The organism is Parviterribacter kavangonensis (assembly GCF_056863335.1).
This window is the reverse complement of record NZ_JBXPJA010000001.1, coordinates 2,695,513-2,713,672: the sequence shown is the minus strand read 5'-3', so window position 1 is coordinate 2,713,672 and position 18,160 is coordinate 2,695,513. Positions and strand designations below refer to the sequence as shown.

The 18,160-nt window shown below is 73.3% G+C and carries 21 protein-coding genes; 13 read left to right on the top strand and 8 right to left on the bottom strand.

Features of this window, described 5'->3' with window-relative positions; translation table 11 throughout:
• Nucleotides 1-37 precede the first annotated feature (37 nt).
• Together AC1UE4_RS13825 and AC1UE4_RS13820 are read left to right on the top strand one after the other, a co-directional pair.
• Nucleotides 38-1,102, top strand: coding sequence for a Gfo/Idh/MocA family protein (locus tag AC1UE4_RS13825; protein WP_482918247.1), 1,065 nt, complete (start codon nucleotides 38-40; stop codon nucleotides 1,100-1,102).
• A complete protein-coding gene (locus AC1UE4_RS13820) occupies nucleotides 1,099-1,749 on the top strand; it encodes an HAD family hydrolase (RefSeq protein WP_482917809.1) in 651 nt (216 codons plus the stop codon). Before AC1UE4_RS13825 ends, AC1UE4_RS13820 begins: the two co-directional genes overlap by 4 nt.
• Here the strand turns inward: AC1UE4_RS13820 and AC1UE4_RS13815 are convergent.
• Nucleotides 1,746-2,156 (bottom strand): hypothetical protein, encoded by a 411-nt coding sequence (locus tag AC1UE4_RS13815; RefSeq protein ID WP_482917808.1) that lies wholly within the window; start codon nucleotides 2,154-2,156, stop codon nucleotides 1,746-1,748. The two genes, AC1UE4_RS13820 and AC1UE4_RS13815, sit on opposite strands and share 4 nt — an antisense overlap.
• Nucleotides 2,157-2,386: 230 nt before the next feature.
• Here AC1UE4_RS13815 and AC1UE4_RS13810 point away from each other — a divergent pair, with 230 nt between their 5' ends.
• On the top strand, nucleotides 2,387-2,701 hold the full coding sequence (locus AC1UE4_RS13810) for a hypothetical protein (RefSeq protein ID WP_482917807.1): 315 nt from the start codon (nucleotides 2,387-2,389) through the stop codon (nucleotides 2,699-2,701).
• On the opposite strand, the gene AC1UE4_RS13805 is transcribed toward AC1UE4_RS13810, so the two are convergent.
• Entirely contained in the window at nucleotides 2,670-2,936 is a 267-nt protein-coding gene (locus AC1UE4_RS13805) for a hypothetical protein (protein ID WP_482917806.1), read from the bottom strand. The genes AC1UE4_RS13810 and AC1UE4_RS13805 overlap by 32 nt on opposite strands.
• An 88-nt stretch (nucleotides 2,937-3,024) precedes the next feature.
• Between AC1UE4_RS13805 and AC1UE4_RS13800 the strand changes: the two genes are divergently transcribed.
• The 5 genes from AC1UE4_RS13800 (at nucleotide 3,025) to AC1UE4_RS13780 (ending at nucleotide 7,249) form a co-directional block, all read left to right on the top strand.
• Nucleotides 3,025-3,849: a Stf0 family sulfotransferase gene (locus AC1UE4_RS13800; RefSeq protein WP_482917805.1), complete on the top strand. Its 825-nt coding sequence runs from the start codon at nucleotides 3,025-3,027 to the stop codon at nucleotides 3,847-3,849.
• Nucleotides 3,846-5,144, top strand: coding sequence for a sulfatase family protein (locus AC1UE4_RS13795; protein WP_482917804.1), 1,299 nt, complete (start codon nucleotides 3,846-3,848; stop codon nucleotides 5,142-5,144). Before AC1UE4_RS13800 ends, AC1UE4_RS13795 begins: the two co-directional genes overlap by 4 nt.
• A 12-nt stretch (nucleotides 5,145-5,156) precedes the next feature.
• The gene (locus AC1UE4_RS13790) at nucleotides 5,157-6,275 is read left to right on the top strand and encodes an acyl-CoA dehydrogenase family protein (RefSeq protein ID WP_482917803.1); all 1,119 of its coding nucleotides are present in this window, start codon (nucleotides 5,157-5,159) and stop codon (nucleotides 6,273-6,275) included.
• Nucleotides 6,276-6,773, top strand: coding sequence for a hypothetical protein (locus tag AC1UE4_RS13785; RefSeq protein WP_482917802.1), 498 nt, complete (start codon nucleotides 6,276-6,278; stop codon nucleotides 6,771-6,773). It begins immediately after the preceding gene.
• A 131-nt stretch (nucleotides 6,774-6,904) separates the two neighbouring features.
• Nucleotides 6,905-7,249, top strand: coding sequence for a hypothetical protein (locus AC1UE4_RS13780; RefSeq protein WP_482917801.1), 345 nt, complete (start codon nucleotides 6,905-6,907; stop codon nucleotides 7,247-7,249).
• A 78-nt stretch (nucleotides 7,250-7,327) separates the two neighbouring features.
• Here the strand turns inward: AC1UE4_RS13780 and AC1UE4_RS13775 are convergent, their stop codons facing one another.
• Entirely contained in the window at nucleotides 7,328-8,620 is a 1,293-nt protein-coding gene (locus AC1UE4_RS13775; protein ID WP_482917800.1) for an Nramp family divalent metal transporter, read from the bottom strand.
• A 102-nt stretch (nucleotides 8,621-8,722) separates the two neighbouring features.
• Between AC1UE4_RS13775 and AC1UE4_RS13770 the strand changes: the two genes are divergently transcribed.
• Nucleotides 8,723-9,397: a metal-dependent transcriptional regulator gene (locus tag AC1UE4_RS13770; RefSeq protein WP_482917799.1), complete on the top strand. Its 675-nt coding sequence runs from the start codon at nucleotides 8,723-8,725 to the stop codon at nucleotides 9,395-9,397.
• On the opposite strand, the gene AC1UE4_RS13765 is transcribed toward AC1UE4_RS13770, so the two are convergent.
• The gene (locus tag AC1UE4_RS13765; protein ID WP_482917798.1) at nucleotides 9,394-9,939 is read right to left on the bottom strand and encodes a YqgE/AlgH family protein; all 546 of its coding nucleotides are present in this window, start codon (nucleotides 9,937-9,939) and stop codon (nucleotides 9,394-9,396) included. The two genes, AC1UE4_RS13770 and AC1UE4_RS13765, sit on opposite strands and share 4 nt — an antisense overlap.
• Before the next feature lie 23 nt (nucleotides 9,940-9,962).
• Nucleotides 9,963-10,748: a GNAT family N-acetyltransferase gene (locus AC1UE4_RS13760; protein WP_482917797.1), complete on the bottom strand. Its 786-nt coding sequence runs from the start codon at nucleotides 10,746-10,748 to the stop codon at nucleotides 9,963-9,965.
• 42 nt (nucleotides 10,749-10,790) lie between these two features.
• Between AC1UE4_RS13760 and AC1UE4_RS13755 the strand changes: the two genes are divergently transcribed.
• The 4 genes from AC1UE4_RS13755 to AC1UE4_RS13740 all read left to right on the top strand — a co-directional run bounded on the left by AC1UE4_RS13755 (nucleotide 10,791) and on the right by AC1UE4_RS13740 (nucleotide 14,992).
• The gene (locus AC1UE4_RS13755; protein WP_482917796.1) at nucleotides 10,791-11,594 is read left to right on the top strand and encodes an enoyl-CoA hydratase/isomerase family protein; all 804 of its coding nucleotides are present in this window, start codon (nucleotides 10,791-10,793) and stop codon (nucleotides 11,592-11,594) included.
• A gap of 135 nt (nucleotides 11,595-11,729) precedes the next feature.
• Entirely contained in the window at nucleotides 11,730-12,170 is a 441-nt protein-coding gene (locus AC1UE4_RS13750; protein WP_482917795.1) for a type IV pilin protein, read from the top strand.
• A gap of 78 nt (nucleotides 12,171-12,248) precedes the next feature.
• Nucleotides 12,249-12,686: a prepilin-type N-terminal cleavage/methylation domain-containing protein gene (locus tag AC1UE4_RS13745; RefSeq protein WP_482917794.1), complete on the top strand. Its 438-nt coding sequence runs from the start codon at nucleotides 12,249-12,251 to the stop codon at nucleotides 12,684-12,686.
• Nucleotides 12,686-14,992, top strand: a complete 2,307-nt coding sequence (locus AC1UE4_RS13740; protein WP_482917793.1) for a putative bifunctional diguanylate cyclase/phosphodiesterase — start codon at nucleotides 12,686-12,688, stop codon at nucleotides 14,990-14,992. Before AC1UE4_RS13745 ends, AC1UE4_RS13740 begins: the two co-directional genes overlap by 1 nt.
• Here AC1UE4_RS13740 and AC1UE4_RS13735 read toward each other — a convergent pair.
• The 3 genes from AC1UE4_RS13735 to AC1UE4_RS13725 are packed head-to-tail and all read right to left on the bottom strand — an operon-like array spanning nucleotide 14,989 to nucleotide 17,998.
• Nucleotides 14,989-15,666, bottom strand: a complete 678-nt coding sequence (locus AC1UE4_RS13735) for a response regulator (RefSeq protein ID WP_482917792.1) — start codon at nucleotides 15,664-15,666, stop codon at nucleotides 14,989-14,991. The genes AC1UE4_RS13740 and AC1UE4_RS13735 overlap by 4 nt on opposite strands.
• Nucleotides 15,663-16,832 carry a sensor histidine kinase gene (locus AC1UE4_RS13730; protein ID WP_482917791.1) on the bottom strand — a complete coding sequence of 390 codons (1,170 nt, stop codon included), beginning with the start codon at nucleotides 16,830-16,832 and terminating at the stop codon, nucleotides 15,663-15,665. The genes AC1UE4_RS13735 and AC1UE4_RS13730 overlap by 4 nt, the downstream gene beginning before the upstream one ends.
• Complete coding sequence (locus AC1UE4_RS13725) at nucleotides 16,829-17,998, bottom strand: sensor histidine kinase (protein ID WP_482917790.1); 1,170 nt, start codon at nucleotides 17,996-17,998, stop codon at nucleotides 16,829-16,831. Before AC1UE4_RS13725 ends, AC1UE4_RS13730 begins: the two co-directional genes overlap by 4 nt.
• Nucleotides 17,999-18,160 lie beyond the last annotated feature (162 nt).

Here is an 18,160-nt window from a genome sequence, read left to right as displayed (position 1 = left end):
CAGTGCCAGCGGAGCCGATGAACGAAGGGTCCCGGGGCTGAGCCTGCGCGTCGGCATCGCCGGATACGGCCTCGCGGGGGAGGTGTTCCATGCTCCTCTCATCGCCGCCTCCAGGGGGCTGGATGTGGCGGCGATCGTGACCGGCGATCCCGGACGCGCGCAGCGAGCGCGCGCGGCGTTCCCCGCCGCGCGCGTCGTCGCTGCCGTCGACGACGCGTGGGACGCGATCGACGTCCTCGTGGTCGCGGCGCCGAACCGCGCGCACGTGCCGCTGGCGCTCGCGGCGATCGAGCGGGGCGTTCGCGTCGTCGTCGACAAGCCGCTCGCCACGACCTCCGCGGAGGCCGCGCGCGTCGCCGAGGCGGCGCGGGCGGCGGGCGTCCCGCTGACCGTCTTCCACAACCGGCGCTGGGACGGCGACTTCCTCACCGCCCGGCGGCTCGTCGAGTCGGGCGCGCTGGGCGACGTCGTCCGCTTCGAGTCGCGGTTCGAGCGCTTTCGCCCGGCGATCAAGGAGGGCTGGCGCGAGCTCGGTGACCCGGGCGAGGGCGGCGGGCAGCTGCTCGACCTCGGCAGCCACCTCGTCGACCAGGCCCGCGTCCTCTTCGGCCATCCCGTTCGCGTGTACGCGGAGGTCGAGCGGCGGCGCGAGGGCGCGCAGGTCGACGACGACGTCTTCGTCGCCCTCGAGCATCCCGGCGGCGTGCGGTCGCACCTGTGGATGGGCGCGGTCGCGCCGCTGCACGGGCCGCGCCTCTCGGTCAGCGGCCTGCGCGGCGGGTTCGCCGTCGACGGCCTCGACCCGCAGGAGCCCCAGCTGCGCGACGGCCTGCGCCCCGGCGACGCCGGCTTCGGCGTCCGCGACGCGCCGGGCCGGCTCGTGACCGAGGAGGGCGAGCGCCGGGAGCCGATCGCGCCCGGCGACTACCTCGCGTTCTACGAGGCGGTCGGCCGCGGCGAGATCCCGGTCGACCCGGCCGACGCCGTCGCGGTCCTCGAGATCCTCGAGGCCGCCCGCGCCAGCGCGGAGACGCGCGCGGTGATGTCCCTCCGCGAAGCGAGACCCTCGGGGCCGGCGCCGGGCGGCGACGCCCCGCGATGATCTCCGCGGTCGTCTTCGACCTCGACGGCGTCCTCCTCGATTCCGAGCAGCTCTGGGACGAGGCGAAGCAGGGCCTCGCCGCGGACCACGGGCGGCCGTGGCCGGCGGAGGCGAGCACCGCGATGCTCGGGATGAGCTCGCCCGAGTGGACGAAGTACCTCGCCGAGACCGTCGGCATCCCGCTGGCGCCCCAGGCGATCAACGCCGACGTCGTCGCCCGCATGCACGCGGCCTACGAGGGCGAGCTGCCGCTGCTGCCCGGCGCCGTCGAGGCGATCGAGCGGCTCGCCGCGCGCTGGCCGCTCGGCCTCGCGTCGTCGTCGAACCGCGAGCTCATCGACCACGTCCTCGAGCGCATGGGCGTCGCCGATCGCTTCGAGGCGACGGTCTCCTCCGAGGAGGTCGCGCGCGGCAAGCCCGCGCCCGACGTCTACCTCGAGGTCCTGCGCCGGCTCCACGCAGACCCGGCGGCCGCGGCGGCGATCGAGGATTCGGGCAGCGGGATCCGCTCGGCGCACGGCGCCGGCCTGAAGGTCATCGCGATCCCGAACCCGCACTACCCGCCCGGCGACGACGCGCTGGCGCTCGCCGACCGGGTCGCCGACGGCCTTGGCGACGTCACCGTCGCGGCCGTCGAAGCGCTCTAGCCGACCTTGAACCGCACGATCGGCCCTTCCTGCTGGCAATCCTCGAGGCTCGCCGAGCAGTCGATGCGGTGGGCCTGCCAGTAGTACGTGCCGGGCCGGTTCAGCCAGAAGCCGTCGTAGTCGTAGAACTTCGGCGTGAAGCGGTACTCGCCGCCGCGCTTGCGCGCCTGGCCGATCGACTCCCTGCTGCAGATCACGCCGTTCGAGTCGCGCTTGGCGCGCTTGCAGACGTGCACCCAGACGGCGCCCGGCCCCTTGACCTTCATGCGGAACGTCGGCGACTTGCCGGACGCCACCGTCGCGCCCGCCTTGGGGGCGACCGGCGTGATGCCGTTCTTCGTCGCGGCCAGCGCGGAGGCGGCGAACACGAGGCCGGCGATGAGGAGCGGAACCAGGATCTTGCGCATCGTGGTGCGACGCTACCGGGCCGCGCGCTCCGCGTCGACGCCGCACGTCACCGCGCCGCGACACCGGGGTGGCCAGGGGGAGACGAGCGTCACAGAAGCGCGGCGGAGAACCGAAGATGGGGCTGCGGAACGCTGCGGGGAGATTCGGGGGGTGGCATCGCTGTCGGCGGAGGCCGGGGCGCGGGATCGTGATGAGCACACCGCCCCGCCCAGACTCACCGAGGCCCCAAGTGCTCCACTCCATCGCCCACGTCATCCGCCACGCCGACGCCGCCGACGCCGTCGCGCTGCGCTACCTCGCCGCCCGCGACGGGAAGCCGCCGCTTGAGGGCGACGTGCTCGTCGGCGAGATCGCCGGCCGGCCGGCCGCCGCCATCTCGCTGCGCGACGGCCGGATCGTCGCCGACCCGTTCCAGATCACGAGCGAGCTCGCCGTGCTCCTCCGCGTCCGCGCCCGTGCGCTGCGGGCGGCTCAGGAGACCCCCTCGCTGCGGGACCGCATCCGCGACGGCGTCACCGTCGCGCCCGCCTCCCGCGCGGCGTAGCGCGCGAGAACCGGCGGTCGGGCTCCCTCCGACCGCCGGTGACCCGCTCCTCCCGCTGAGGCGTCACGTCATCCTGACGCGACGCCTCTCGCGCCTCGCTCTCGGCCCTGAGGGCCAGCGCCCGCTCGCGCAGGCGCATCTTGCTGCGTTCCCGCTTGCGCTGGCCCCACACGAGAACCAGCAGCACGAGGTCGATCGCGCCCAAGATGCACGCGAGCATGAACCCCAGATCCATGCGTTCCTTCCACCGTTGACGTACCCCTCTAGTTGGCGCGAACGCGCTGGCTCCGCGATGGTTGGCGAGTAGGGTCTGAAGTCGACCGATGCAGTCCACAACGCCACCGTCCATCAGGCGCGCCTACCTCGTGTGCGCGACGCCCCGCAGCGGAAGCACGCTGCTCTGCCAGATGCTCGCCGCCACCGGCGTCGCCGGCCGCCCCGAGGAGTTCTTCGAGGCGCTCCCCGAGACCGGCGAGCCCCGCCACGCCGCCGCCTGGTTCACCGACGCCGCCGGCACGGTCGAGCTCGGGCACGTCCCGCTGGAGGTCCCGGCCGGCCCGGACTACTCGTCGCTGCGCGGCATCGGCGACTACGCCGACCACCTCGCGCGCACGCTCGCCACCGGCACGACGGCCAACGGCGTCTTCGGCGCGAAGGTCATGTGGGGTCACCTCGACGACGCCGCGCGCCTCGCCGGGGAGCGGGATGTCGACGCGCTGCTCGTGCGCCTGCTCGGCGACGTGCCCGTGCGCTTCGTGTGGGTCCGCCGGTTCGACACGGCCCGCCAGGCCATCTCGCTGTGGAAGGCGATCCAGACGGGCGCCTGGCGCAAGGGCGGGGCGCCCGAGGATCGCCGGCCGCGCTATGACTTCGAGGCGATCGACCACCTCGTGCGGATGCTGCGCGCCCACGACGCCGAGTGGGGCAGGTGGTTCGCCGAGCGTGGGATCGATCCCCTGACCTTCCGTTACCGCCACATCGCCGGCGACCCGCTCGGGTCCACCCACGCCGTGCTCGCGCACCTCGGCATCGAGGAGGCGCCGCAGAAGGCCGAGCCGCCGCTCGAGCGCCAGGCCGACGAGCGCAGCGAGCGCTGGGTGGAGCGCTACAACGCCGAGGCCGGCGAGCCGCAGGAGGCGGCCTCATGAGACCCAACATCGTCTACCTCCACTCGCACGACACCGGCCGCTACGTCCAGCCGTACGGCCACCAGATCCCGACGCCGAACATCCAGCTGCTGGCCGACCAGGGCCTGCTCTTCCGCCAGGCGTTCAGCGCGGCGTCGAGCTGCTCGGGCAGCCGCGCCGCGCTCGCGACCGGCCAGATGCCGCACACCAACGGGATGATCGGCCTCGCCCACCGCGGCTTCCGCCTCAACGACCACGCGCACCACTTCCTCCACGAGCTGCGCAGGGTCGGCTACCACTCCGAGCTGATCGGCGAGCAGCACATCGCCGAAGACCCGCGCGCGGTCGGCTTCGACCGCGTCCACGACGTGGGCACGAACCACGTCCACGACATCGCGCCGGTGGCGGGGCACGTCATCCGCGAGGAGCTGCCCGAGCCGTTCTTCGTCTCCGTCGGCTTCTTCGAGACGCACCGCAACTACTTCGAGCCCAGCTCGGTGCGCGACACGCAGTACTCGCTGCCGCCGACGGGCCTGCCCGACCTGCCCGAGACGCGCCGCGACGTCGCCGCCTTCAAGCAGAGCGCGCGCCGCCTCGACCAGGGCGTCGGCACGGTGCTCGACGCGCTGTGGACGCGCGGCGTGCAGGACAACACGCTCATCATCTGCACGACCGACCACGGGCTCGCGTTCCCCGGCGCGAAGGCGACGCTGACCGACCGCGGGATCGGCGTGATGCTCATCATGCGCGGCCCCGGCTTCAGCGGCGGGCGCGTCGTCGACTCGCTCGTCTCGCAGGTCGACCTCCATCCGACGCTGTGCGAGCTGGCGGGCGTGCGCGTCCCCGACTACGTGCAGGGCCGGTCGCTGCTGCCGCTCGTGCGCGGCGAGGTCGACGCGATCCGGGACGAGGTGTTCGCCGAGCTGACCTACCACGTCGCCTACGAGCCCCAGCGCGCGATCCGCACCGACCGCTTCAAGTACATCCGCCGCTTCGGCGACGACCTGCGCCCCGCGCTGGCGAACGTCGACGACGGTCCCACGAAGGCCGCGCTCGTCGCGCGCGGGTGGGGTCGGGAGCCGCACGAGCCCGAGGAGCTCTACGACCTCGTGCTGGATCCCGGCGAGGTGCTCAACCGCGCGACCGACCCGCGGTACGCGGGCGAGATGGCGACGCTGCGCGAGCGGCTCGAGACGTGGATGCGCGAGACCGGGGACCCGCTGCTCGACGGCCCGGTGCCGGCGCCGCCCGGCGCGGAGGTCAACCGCCGCGAGGACCTCTCGCCCGACGATCCGCCGCTCGTCGTCGCGCCGTAGCATCGGCGCGGCATGAGCCTGACCGAGCTCACCGACGAGCAACGGGAGATCCGCGACCTCGCACGGCGCTTCGCCGACGAGGTCGTGGCGCCCAACGCGTCCCAGTGGGACCGCGACCACACGTTCCCGCGCGAGGTCTTCGCCCAGCTCGGCGAGCTCGGGCTCATGGGCGTCTGCGTCCCCGACCGCTGGGCCGGGGCGGGCGCGGACTACCTGTCGTACGCGCTCGTGCTGGAGGAGCTCTCGCGCGCCGACGCGGGCGTCGGCGTGACGCTGGCGGTGCACACCGGCGCGGGGACGCTGCCGATCGTGCAGCACGGCACCGACGACCAGCGCGACCGCTTCGTGCCGCCGCTGGCGCAGGGCCACGAGCTCGCCGCCTTCGCGCTGACGGAGTCCGGCAGCGGGTCGGACGCCGGGGCGATGCGCACGACGGTCGACGGCGACGGCCGGATCACCGGCACCAAGCAGTGGATCACGAACGGCTCGTACGCTCACACCTTCCTCGTCTTCGCGAAGGATGACGGCAAGCCGACCGCGTTCCTGGTCCGCCGCGGCGCCGACGGGTTCCGCGTCACGCGCGAGGAGGAGAAGATGGGGCTGAACTCCTCGTCGACCGCGGACCTCGCGTTCGACGGCACGCCCGGCGAGCGGATCGGGGCGCCCGGCGGCGGCATGCGTATCGCGCTGTCGACGCTCGACGGCGGGCGGATCGGGATCGCCGCGCAGGCGGTCGGGATCGCGCAGGCCGCGTTCGACGTCGCGTCGGCGTACGCGAAGGAGCGCACTGCCTTCGGCGGGCCGATCGGCCGCTTCCAGGCGATCGCCCACAAGCTCGCCGACATGCAGACCGAGATCGAGGCGGCGCGCGCGCTCGTCTGGCGAGCCGCGCGGCTCAAGGAGGCCGGCCGCCCTCACACGGTCGAGGGGGCCCAGGCCAAGCTCTTCGCCTCGCGCGTCGCGCGGCATTGGACGGGCGAGGCGATCCAGGTGCTCGGCGGCTACGGCTACACCCGGGAGTTCCCCGCGGAGCGGTTCTACCGTGACGCCAAGGTGACCGAGATCTACGAGGGAACGAGCGAGATCCAGCGGCTCGTCATCGCGCGCGGCATCCTCGGGGAGCTGGCGTAGGTGGCCCGCCGAATCGGCTTCAGCGAGCAGGAGTGGCTGCGCCTCGGCCGCGCGCCGATCCTCGTCGGCCTGGCGATCACGATGGCCGATCCCGGCGGCCCGTTCGAGGCGCTCAAGGAGGCGTCCGCCGCCGCCCACGTGCTGCAGGAGGCGACGACCGACGACCGCTTCGGCGCGTTCGTCCGCGACGTCGCGCGCGACGCGGCCGAGCACGCGCGCCACGCCGGCGGCGACTTCCTCGGCGAGGTCAAGCCCACGCGCGAGGGCGGCGTGCAGCCGATCCTCGACGAGCTGCGCGGCGTCCACGCGCTGCTGCGCGACAAGGCGTCGCCGGAGGAGCTCGACGAGGTGCGCGAGTGGCTGCGCGTCGCCGGCCAGCGCGCCGCGCTGGCGGCGAAGGAGGGCGGCTTCCTCGGCATCGGCGGCGAGTGGGTGAGCGAGCGCGAGCAGGAGATGCTCGAGACGATCGGCGAGATCTTCGGCGTGCCCCGCGCCTGACCCTGCCGCTTGCTCACGAGACCTGGTTCCTGACGCTCATCATCCGCACGATCGCGAAGGCCCGCGGTCCTGCTCGGCGCGGTCATGGTCGTCGTGGCGATCGGCGGGGCGCCGCCCGGACCACGCTCGAGTTGCCCGACGCGGCGAAGGCGATCTTCAGCCTGCGCGTCGCGGCCGGCCTCGCGCTGATCATCGTCGCGTTCGTCGAGAAGATCGCGAACCCCGACATGGCGCTCGCGACGCTCGCCGACCACCCGCAGCTCAACGTGTTCCGCGAGATCGGCTTCAGCATGAGCGACCTCGAGTTCGCGCGGCTCGCGGGCGGCATCGAGGTGCTGTTCGGGCTGCTGCTCATCGCGGCGCCCTGCCGCAGGCGATCGTGCTCATCGCCGGGATCCCGTTCAACGCGACGCTGCGGTTCTTCGGCACGACCGAGCTCGTCGGCCACCTGCCGGTCTACGGCGCGATGCTCGTGATCCTCGTGTGGGGCTCGCACCCGCAGCTGCGGCCGCTGTGCAGCGCGTTCCCGCGCCTCCTGCCCGACCGCCGCGCGATCAGCCGAAGAACGTCTGCTGCAGCAGGAACAGGTTGAGCCCGATGATGAGGGCCGCGACGATCGAGGCCACGATCGTCGTGTGACGCCGGTTGACGAGCGCGCCCATCACGTCGCGGCGCCTCGTCAGCAGGATCATCGGCACCAGCGCGAACGGGATGCCGAACGAGAGGACGACCTGCGAGACGACGAGCGTGTCGGTCGCGTCGAGCCCGATCGCCAGCACGACGAGCGCGGGGGTCATCGTGACGAGCCGCCGCAGGAAGAGCGGGATGCGGCGGGCGATGAAGCCCTGCATGACGACCTGACCGGCGTAGGTCCCGACGCTCGAGCTCGACAGGCCCGAGGCGAGCAGCGCGACCGCGAAGGCCAGCGCGGCGCCACCGCCGAGCAGCTGCTCGAACCCCGCGTGCGCGCCCTCGATGCTGTCGATCGTCGTCGCGCCGGACTCGTGGAAGAGCGACGCCGCGACGACGAGCATCGTCATGTTGATGAACCCGGCGACGGTCATCGCGACGACGACGTCGACGCGCTGGAAGCGCAGCAGCTCGCGCCGCTCGTCGTCGTTGCGCGCCTTGATCCGGCCCTGCGTGAGCGCGGAGTGCAGGTAGACGACGTGCGGCATGACCGTCGCGCCGAGGATGCCGACGGCGAGCAGGACGCTGTCGGTGCCCTGGAAGCCCGGCACGAAGCCGCCGAGGAACGCGCCGCGGTCGACGTCGACCTGCGAGAGGTCGTAGAGGAAGCCGAGGCAGACGATCCCGAGGAACGCCGCGATCGCGAGCTCGAAGCGCCGGTACCCGCGCTGCTGCAGCCCGAGGATCATGAACGCCACGACCGCGGTCATGAGACCGGCGATGAACGGCGGGACGCCGAAGAGGAGGTTGAGCGCGATCGCCGCGCCGACGAACTCGGCGAGGTCCGTCGCGATGGCGACCGCCTCGGCCTGCAACCACAGCCCCAGCGTCACGCGGCGCGGGAAGTGCTCACGGCACAGCTCGGGCAGGTTCTTGCCGGTGGCGATGCCGACCTTCGCCGACAGGTACTGCACCAGCATCGCCATGAGGTTCGCGGCGAGGATCACCCAGACGAGCAGGAAGCCGTACTTGGCGCCGCCCGCGATGTTCGTCGCGAAGTTGCCCGGGTCGATGTACGCGACCGCCGCGACGAACGCCGGCCCGAACATCGCCGTCCGCCCGCGGAACCGGCCGCGCGCACGGACCGTCCGCAGCGGCGAGAGCGGGAGCTCGGCGGTTGCAGCGGCGGCGGAGGCGGCGGGAGGCGGCGGGGGCATGTCGTCCGGGTAGTCGGCAGGCAGACGATGAAGTGCAGTCATAGTACAACAGAAGTCTTGGCAAGCCTAACTTTCGGCCACGGGTAGCCTGCGAAACCGACCATGGCCGCACCCGCCTCACACGCCGTCGAGGACTACCTCAAGGCGATCTACGCGCTGGAGACGCGGCTGGACGCCCCCGTGCCGACGACGGGCCTCGCCGAGCGGCTCGGCGTCACCAGCGGCTCGGTGTCCGGGATGCTGCGCCGGCTCGCCGAGCTCGGGCTCGTCAGCCACGAGCCCTACCGCGGCGTGACGCTGACCGAGGAGGGCCGGCGGATCGCGCTGCGCACGCTGCGCAACCACCGCCTGCTCGAGCTCATGCTCGTCGAGCTGCTCGACGTCCCGTGGGACAAGGTCCACCGCGAGGCCGAGCTGCTCGAGCACGCGCTCTCCGACGAGCTCGCCGACCGGATCGCCGCGAAGCTCGGCGACCCCCGCTTCGACCCGCACGGCGACCCGATCCCCGGCGCCGACCTCTCGCTCAAGGAGGCCGAGACCGACGCGCTCGACGACCTCGAGCTCGGCGCCACCGCCTCCTTCGCCCGCGTCTCCGACGCCGACCCCGAGATGCTCCGCTACCTCGCCGACCGCGGGATCGTCCCCGGCGTGGTCCTCACGATCGTCGACCGCCAGCCCTTCGGCGGCCCCCTCACGGTGCGTGTCGGCGACGGCGCCGAGCACCACCTCGGCCGCCAGCTCGCCGCCGCGATGCGCGTCGCCGCGTCGTCGCGCTAGTTCAGCGACGGGTCGGGCGGCATCGTCGCGAGCAGCGCGTACTCGCCGCCCTTGCGCCCGAGGACCCGCGACCACAGGCGGTCGGGATCCTCCGTGAAGGCGTCGGCGGGCTCGAAGGACGCGACGATCCAGTCGTCGCGCTCGAGCTCCTCGTCGAGCTGGCCGGGGCCCCAGCCGGCGTAGCCGAGGAACGCGCGCGCCCGGCGGACCGCGTTGCCGACCTCGTCGAGGTCGGCCTCGGGCAGGACGATGCCGACGTCGCCGTGCACGGGCATCGCGTGCGGCTCGGAGTCGAGGAAGTCGGCGAGGACGACGACGCTCGTCGTCTGCACCGGGCCGCCGACCCACAGCGTCTCCGCGACGGGGATCGCGCCGGTCAGCTCGGGGATCGCCTGGTCGGCGGGGATGGGGGACGGGCGGTTGAGCACGAGGCCCATCGCGCCGTTGTCGTCGTGCTCGCAGATCAGGACCACCGTGCGGTGGAAGTTCGGGTCCAGCAGGGTGGGCCCGGCGACGAGGAGCTGTCCGCGGACGGTGACCACCTCACCTCCGAGCGTACCCGCGTTCAGGAAGGGCGGAGCGTGAGCTCGAGCAGGCCGTCGACGACGCGGAAGCCGAGCCGGTCGTACATCCCGCGCGCGATGGGGTCGTCGGCGTCGGCCACGAGGAACACCGGCTCGCAGCCCTCCTCGAGCGCCGTGGCGGCGACGCCGAGCACGAGCGCGGTTCCCAGGCCGCGCCGCCGGTGCTCGGCGAGGACCTCGACGTTGTCGATCTCCGCGGCCCCGCCGAAGCGGTGCAGCGTCGCCATCCCGGCCAGCTCGCCCTCGGTCGTGCGGATCCCGAAGCGCCGGGCGTTGCCGCGCGACTCCTCGCGGCGGTCGGCGGCGAGCAGCTGGTCGATGACGCCGGGCGCCTCCGCCCACGCGTGGGCGGCGAGCTGCCGGCGCCGGAACTCCGCGTACGTCTCGGAGTCGAGCCGCTCGACGCCGGGGTCGGGGCCGAGCCGGGCGCCGGCGGGCAGCGCCATCGCGACGAGCGAGACGACCTCCCAGCCGGCGCGGTCGGCGAGCACGGCGATCGGCTCGGCCAGCGTCGGCGCCGTCACGACGAGGCGCTGGTGGCTCAGGCCGGCCCGCACGAGCTGCTGCTGCGCGTCGGCGAAGATCGCCGCGGCGTCCCACCCGGCGGTCTCGCGCTCGACGCGCACCTGGTTGCCCTCGTACCAGTCGGGCAGCGCGGGGGAGAGCAGCGCGGTCCCGTACGGCAGCGCCACGAGGCGCTCGGCCGCCGCGTCCTGGGCGAGGATGCGGGCGGCAAGCGGGCGGATGGGACGGCGCCGGTCGGCCATGGGCGAGGATCCTGCCCGAACCGACCGAGAGGAGACGGCCCGATGAGCAAGGTCCTGTACGAGAAGCGCGACCGGATCGCGTACATCACGTTCAACCGCCCCGAGGCGAAGAACGCCATCGACCCCGAGATGCAGGACCTCCTCGTCGAGACGTGGACCGACTTCCGCGACGACGACGCGGTCGACGTCGCGATCGTCACGGGCAGCGGCGACGCGTTCTGCGCCGGCGCGGACCTCAAGACCTACATCCCGCCGATCATCAAGGGCGAGAAGCCGATCCGCGACATCGTCGACCTCGGCTTCGGCGGCTTCACGCGCGGGCTGCACAAGATCCGCAAGCCGATCATCGGCGCGGTCAACGGCTGGGCGCTCGCCGGCGGCCTCGAGCAGGCGATGGCGTGCGACATCCGCATCGCCTCGGACCGCGCGATGTTCGGCTCCTTCGAGGCGCGCCGCGGCTACCACCACGGCGACGGCGGGATCGTGCGGCTCGTCAACGCGTGCGGCGCGGGCGTCGCCGCCCACATGCTCCTCACGGCCGAGCCGATCGACGCGCAGCAGGCCTTGCAGTGGCAGCTCGTCACCCGCGTGGTGCCGCACGACGAGCTCATGGACGCGGCGGAGCAGGTCGCCCGCCAGATCCTGCGCAACTCGCAGCGCGCGGTGCGCAGCGCGAAGGAGACGATCGCCGAGATCATCGGGCAGGACCTCGACGCGCAGCTGCGCATCGAGGCGTGGAACGCGTACACGAGCCCGGACCCCGAGGAGACGCTCGGACTGCTCTCGCGGTTCTACGAGAAGAGCGACGCGGGGCGCGCCGGGAGCCACGCGACACCACTCCCGTAGCGCCAAGAGCGGCGGACGGACGTGCGAATCCACTGACCGCCGCTCAAGGGACCGCCCACCCGGACGATGAAGACGGTCGCCGGACCTTTCGCACTGGGCCGGTGGTACTCAACGGCCCGCAAGGGGAGGTTCCAAGTGCTCAAGCAGCTGCGCGACCGCGCGAACGAGGAGCGGGGCTTCACGCTCATCGAGCTCCTCGTGGTCATCCTGATCGTCGGCATCCTCGCCGCGATCGCTCTGCCGGTCTTCCTCGGCCAGCAGAAGAAGGGCCAGGATGCGTCGGCGAAGTCCGATGCCCGCAACCTGGTGTCCCACGTCGAGTCCTGCGCCACCGACTCCGCCGGTGACTACACGAACTGCACGACCGCCAACCTCGGCACCGCCGGGACGGGCCTGCAGCTCGGCACCGCGGCCGGCCAGGTCGAGGTCAGCGCCGTCAACGGCACGACCGGCTACACGATCATCGGTCACTCGAAGTCGGGCAACGACTTCACGATCACCAAGTCCGGCTCGACGATGACCCGGACCTGCACCACCACTGGCCAGGGCGCCTGCCCGACCAGCGGCAACTGGTAGGCCCCGGCCGAACCACTCGCGTTCCGGGTGCGAGGGAGCCCAGCGGTTCCCTCGCGCCCTCTTCGCACCGCCCCCACGATGCGTCAGCGTCCTTCCACGCCCTCCGGCGAGTCCGGCTTCACCCTCGTCGAGCTTCTCGTCGTGATCCTCATCGTGGGGATCCTCGCGGCGATCGCTCTGCCGATCTTCCTCAAGCAGGACGAGAAGGCGCACGACGCGGATGCCAAGTCGGACGTCCGCAACCTCTACAGCCAGGTGGAGAGCTGCGGCACGCACGGCGTGGACGCGTCCTACGACGGCTGCACGACCGCCTTCATGCAGACGCAGGGCACCGGGCTGGACATCGGCACGGGCCCCGGCCAGGTCGAGGTCGCCTCGGCTTCCGGCCAGAACTTCGAGGTGCTCGGCCACTCGAAGACCGGCCACACCTTCACGATCACCCGCGCGGGCTCCAACGTGACCCGGACGTGCGCGCCGGCCGCGCAAGGCGCCTGCCCCGCGGGAGGCACCTGGTGATGAACGCCGCGTCGATCAAGCAGCTCTCCGGCCGCCGCGTCACCAAGGGCGGCGAGTCCGGCCTCTGGCGCTGGCTGATCCCGGCGCTGGCGATCGGCGTGGTCATGCTCGGCGGTCAGCAGGTCGTCGTCATGAACAGCGACGCCGACGCGTCGCTCGACACCGCGAGCGCGGCGCAGGAGCTCTCGGGCCAGATGGCCGAGTTCGCCGGCGTCATCGCGCAGGAATCGATGCCGGGCCGCCGCGGCGCCCCGTCGATCCGGCGCATCAAGGCCGCGCGCAACGTCGTCAGCGCGACCATCCAGGATCTCCCGAACGGGCCGCAGACGCAGGTCGTCCAGGCCGAGCTCGGGAAGGCCGACCGCGGCATCGCGGAGATGGCCGCCAGCATCAAGGCGGGCGAGATCCGCTCCGCCGCGGCGCTCGGCCGCCGCCACGCGCATCCCGGCGCCGAGCGCGCGACCGCGGTCAGCCGCAAGGTCGCCCAGCGCTTCGGCGACGTCAGCACGCAGATGGTCTCGCGCGCCCGCAACGGCGTGATCCTGCTGCTCACCGCCGGCCTCGTCCTCGCGACGCTGCTGCTGTGGAGCTTCTGGGCGCGGCGCAACGCGCTCGTCGCCGTCCAGCACGAGCGGCGCTTCAAGTCGCTCGTCCAGAACTCGTCGGACCTCATCGTCGTCGTCGACGGTGCGGGCACGATCACCGAGGTGACCCCGGTGGTGGAGCGGATGCTCGGCCGCCTGCCCGACGCGGTCATCGGCATGGCGATCAGCGACCTCGTCCACGCGGACGACACCGCCGTCGTCACCGGCGCCTGCCGCGCCGCGCGCACCGCGCCGTCGAGCACCACGCTCGCCTGGCGCGCCGCCCACGCCGACGGCAGCTGGGTCCCGGTCGAGAGCACCTGCACCGATCTCCTCGAGGACCCCGCCGTGCGCGGCGTCGTCCTCTCCGTGCGCGACGTCCGCGAGCGCAAGGCGTTCGAGGAGCAGCTGCACCACCAGGCCTTCCACGACGCGCTCACCGGCCTGCCGAACCGCGCGCTGTTCGAGAACCGCCTCGAGCACGCGGTCGCCCGCGCCGTGCGCACCGGCGAGCGGATCGGCGTGCTCTTCGTCGACCTCGACGACTTCAAGACGATCAACGACTCGCTCGGCCACGCGCCCGGCGACGAGCTGCTCACCCAGACCGCCGCGCGCCTCGATGAGTCGCTGCGCGGGATGGACACCGCGGCGCGCCTCGGCGGCGACGAGTTCGCCGTGCTCGTCGAGGACATCCCCGGCCCCGAGGAGGTCGACGCCGTCGCCGGCCGCCTCCACGGCGCGCTCGAGCGGCCGTTCATGCTCGGCGAGCACGAGGTGTTCGTCCGCGCGAGCATCGGGATCGCGGTCTCGACCGGCGGCGACGTCCCGGCCGACGAGCTCATGCGCAACGCCGACACCGCGATGTACGCGGCGAAGGCGGCGGGCAAGGGCCGCCACGAGGTCTTCCGCCCGACGATGCACGCGGACGCGACGAAGCGCCTGCAGCTGACGTCCGACCTGCGCCGCGCCGTGCAGAACGACGAGTTCGTCGTCGCCTACCAGCCGCTCGTCTCGCTCAAGGACAACCGCGTCCTCGGCGCCGAGGCGCTCGTGCGCTGGGAGCACCCCGACTTCGGCCGCGTCCCGCCGATCGACTTCATCCCGATCGCCGAGGAGACCGGGCTCATCATCCCGATCGGCGAGTTCGTCCTCTTCGAGGCGTGCCGCGAGGCCACGACGTGGCCCACGGGTCCGAACGGCGAGCCGGCGCCCTACGTCAGCGTCAACCTCTCGCCGCGGCAGTTCCTGCCGCACGTGAAGATCGTCGACGTGGTCAAGCGCGCCTGCGCGGAGACGGGGCTGCCGCCGAAGCGCCTGCTGCTCGAGATCACCGAGTCGGTCGTCATGCAGGACCAGGAGGCCGCCGCGCGCGACCTGCAGGCTCTGCGCGATCTCGGCGTCCGCGTCGCGATCGACGACTTCGGCACCGGGTACTCGTCGCTCTCGTACCTGCGCGACTTCCCGATCGACATCGTGAAGATGGACCAGTCGTTCGTGAAGGAGCTCGGCCGCGGCGCCGCGGACGACGCGCTCGTCCGGTCGGTGCTCGAGCTCGGCGAGGCGCTCGACATGGACATCGTCGCCGAGGGCATCGAGGACGACTCCCAGCTCGACTCGCTGCGCCAGCTGCGCTGCGGCATCGGCCAGGGCTACTACTTCTCGCAGCCGCTCAGCGCGGAGGAGATCGGCAACGTGATCCGCGCGCTGCCGAAGGCCGCCTAGGCGGCGCCGGGCATCACGACGCCGCTCTCGTAGGCGAGCACGACCGCCTGGACGCGGTCGCGCAGCCCGAGCTTCATCAGCATCCGCGCGACGTGCGTCTTCACCGTCGTCTCCGACACGACGAGCTCGGCGGCGATCTCCGCGTTGGACATCCCGCGCGCGATGAGCTTGAAGACCTCGAGCTCGCGCGGCGTCAGCTCGTCGAACGACGGCGGCGGCGCCGGAGGCTCGGCCGGGCGAGCGCTGGCGAACTCCTCGATGAGGCGCCGCGTGATCGACGGGGCGAGCAGCGCCTCCCCGTTGGCGACGACGCGGATGCCCGCCGCGAGCTGCTCGGGCGGGACGTCCTTGAGCAGGAACCCGCTCGCCCCGGCGCGCAGCGCCTCGTAGACGTACTCGTTGAGGTCGAACGTCGTGAGCATGAGGACGCGGACGGGGTGCTCCTCGCCGGCGTCGTGGCCCGAGATGCGGCGCGTCGCCTCGATGCCGTCGAGCTCGGGCATGCGGATGTCCATCAGCACGACGTCGGGTCGCAGCGCGAGCGCCTGCTCGACCGCCTCGGCGCCGTCGGCGGCCTCGCCCACGATCTCCAGGTCGTCCTCGGCGTCGAGGATCATCCGGAACCCCGCGCGCACGAGCGCCTGGTCGTCGGCGATCAGGACCCGAACGCTCATGCAGCAACCTCCTCGCGCCGCAGCGGCAGCCGCGCGCGCACCTCGAACCCGCCGCCCGTTCGCGGCCCCGCCTGCAGCTCTCCACCGTAGACGCGCACGCGCTCGCGCATGCCGACGATGCCGTGGCTGCCGCTCGGCAGGTCGAGGCGGGGCGTTGCGGTGGCGCCGCGGTCGACGACCTGGAGCTCGACCGCGTCGTCGAGCCAGCGCAGCCGCACGGTCGCCGGCGCGCCGCCCGCATGCTTGAGCGTGTTGGTCAGCGCCTCCTGCACGATGCGGTACGCCGCGACCTCGGCGCCGGCCGGCAGCGGGCGCCGCTCGCCCTCGACCACCACGTCGACCTCCATGCCGGCCGACCGCGCGTGTCGGACGAGGCCGTCCAGCCCGTCGAGCGTCGGCTGCGGATCGAGCGCCGGGTCGTGCTCGCCCGGGTGCAGGACGCCGAGCAGCCGGCGCATCTCGACGAGCGCCGCGCGGCCGGTCTCCTCGATCCGCCGGGCGGCCTCCTCGGCGCGCTCCGGGTCGCGGTCGAGGATCCGCCGCGCGCCGCCGGCCTGCACGACCATGACCGAGACCGAATGCGCGACGACGTCGTGCATCTCGCGCGCGATGCGCCGCCGCTCGTCGGCCACCGCCTGCGCCTGCTCGGCCTCGCGTTCCTCGCGCGCGCGGACCGCCGCCTCGTGGAGCTCCTCGGTCAGCCGGGCGCGGTGGGTGACCGTCCGGCCGATGCCCCATGCCGCGAAGAAGAAGCCCATCGGGAACACGAAGTCGCCGAGCTCGTGGTGCGAGAACGACGCGGCGAGCACGGCGACGCCGACGAGGCCGAGGCCGAGCGCCTGCACCGCCGCGCGCGGGCCCGCGTGCGCGCCGACGCCGTAGGCGAGCATGCAGATGACCAGGAACGGCGTCGACATCTCGTCGAAGGCGCCCGTCGTCTGCAGCGCGGTCGTCCCGACGCCGAACACCAGCACCACGGCGAGGCGCGGCGCGCGGCGGCGCAGCGCGAGCGGCGCGCCGAGGCCGGCGGCGAACAGCAGCTGGAGCGCGAGCGGCGAGCCGTCGTCGCCCTTGGCCAGCGTCTCGACGCAGACCGCGACGACGGCCAGGGCGGCGATCAGCAGGTCGGCCGCCGTCGGCGACAGCCGGCGCCACAGGGCTCTCATGCCGCGCCTCCGAGCGGCAGCCGCGCGCGCACGACGTGCCCGCCGCCCGCCAGCGGCCCGCTGTGGAAGTCGCCGCCGTAGAGCCCGACGCGCTCGCGCAGCCCGAGCATCGGGACCTCGTCGGCCTCGGTGTCCGCGCCGTCGTCGCGGACCTCGAGCGCGACGTCGCGGTCGCCGTAGCGCACGCGGACGACCGCGTGCCCGGCGTTCCGCTCGTCGCGAGCGCCGCCGAGCGCCTCCTGCACGACGCGGTAGCCGGTCACGTCGAGGCCCGCGGGCAGCTCGATCGCGCTTCCCTCGGTGTGCAGCTCGACGGGGAGGCCGGCGGCCCGCGTGCGGGCGGCGAGCGCGGCGAGGTGGCGCAGGCTCGGCTGCGGCGCGAGCGCGAGCTCCTCGTCGTCGCGGCGCAGCACGCCGAGCAGGCGGCGCAGCTCCGCGAGCGCGTCGCGCCCGCTCGTCTCCACGGCCGCGAACGCCTCGCGCGAGCGCTCGGGGTTGCGCCGAGCGAGCCGGCCGGCGGCGGTCGCCTGCACGGTCATCTCGCTCAGCGCGTGGGCGACGATGTCGTGCAGCTCGCCCGCGATGCGGCTGCGCTCGTCGGTGACGGCCTGCGCGGCGGCGCTCTCGCGCTCGCGCTCGAGGCGGCGCGCCTTCTCGCGCAGCGCGCGCTGCAGCCGCGACCGGCTGCGGACCAGGCGGCCGGTGATCATCGGCGCCGCGACGTACACCAGCGAGGCGAAGAAGACGTCGTCGAGCAGCCCGCTCTCGTAGTCGTCGATGCGCGCCGCGACGATCGCCGCGGCCAGCGCGATCGGCGGCGCCGCCCGGAACGCGCGGTCGCTCGTGTTCGCCGCGATCGAGTAGCTCAGGAAGAGCACGGCGAAGAGCCCGAGGTAGAGGTGGTCGGCGACGTCCGAGCCCGCGCCCTGCACGACGACGTAGGAGACCTGGGCGACGAGGAACGCGGGCCACGGATGCGTCCGGCGCACGATGAGGCACAGCGCGAGCAGGAGCGCGACGAAGTGGGCGAGCAGGCGGTCGCCCGTGGGGGCGTCGATGAAGAGCGCCTCGATCTGCATCTCGATCCCCGCCACGAGGCCGAGCAGGGCGTCGACGCGCCTCCCATCGAGGGCGCGCAGACGGTCGGCGAGTCCGGTGAAGGCCATGGCCGATCGCGAGACTAACCGCGCCCGGGGCCGGGATCGTCCTCCTCGATCCGGATTCGCGGGTCATCCTCGAGGAGGAGGCGGGCTCATCCCCGGGCCCCCCGCAAGATCGTCGTCGCGGCCGACGACGCGGCGCCTCCGCGCAGGGAGAGTCCTCGGCGA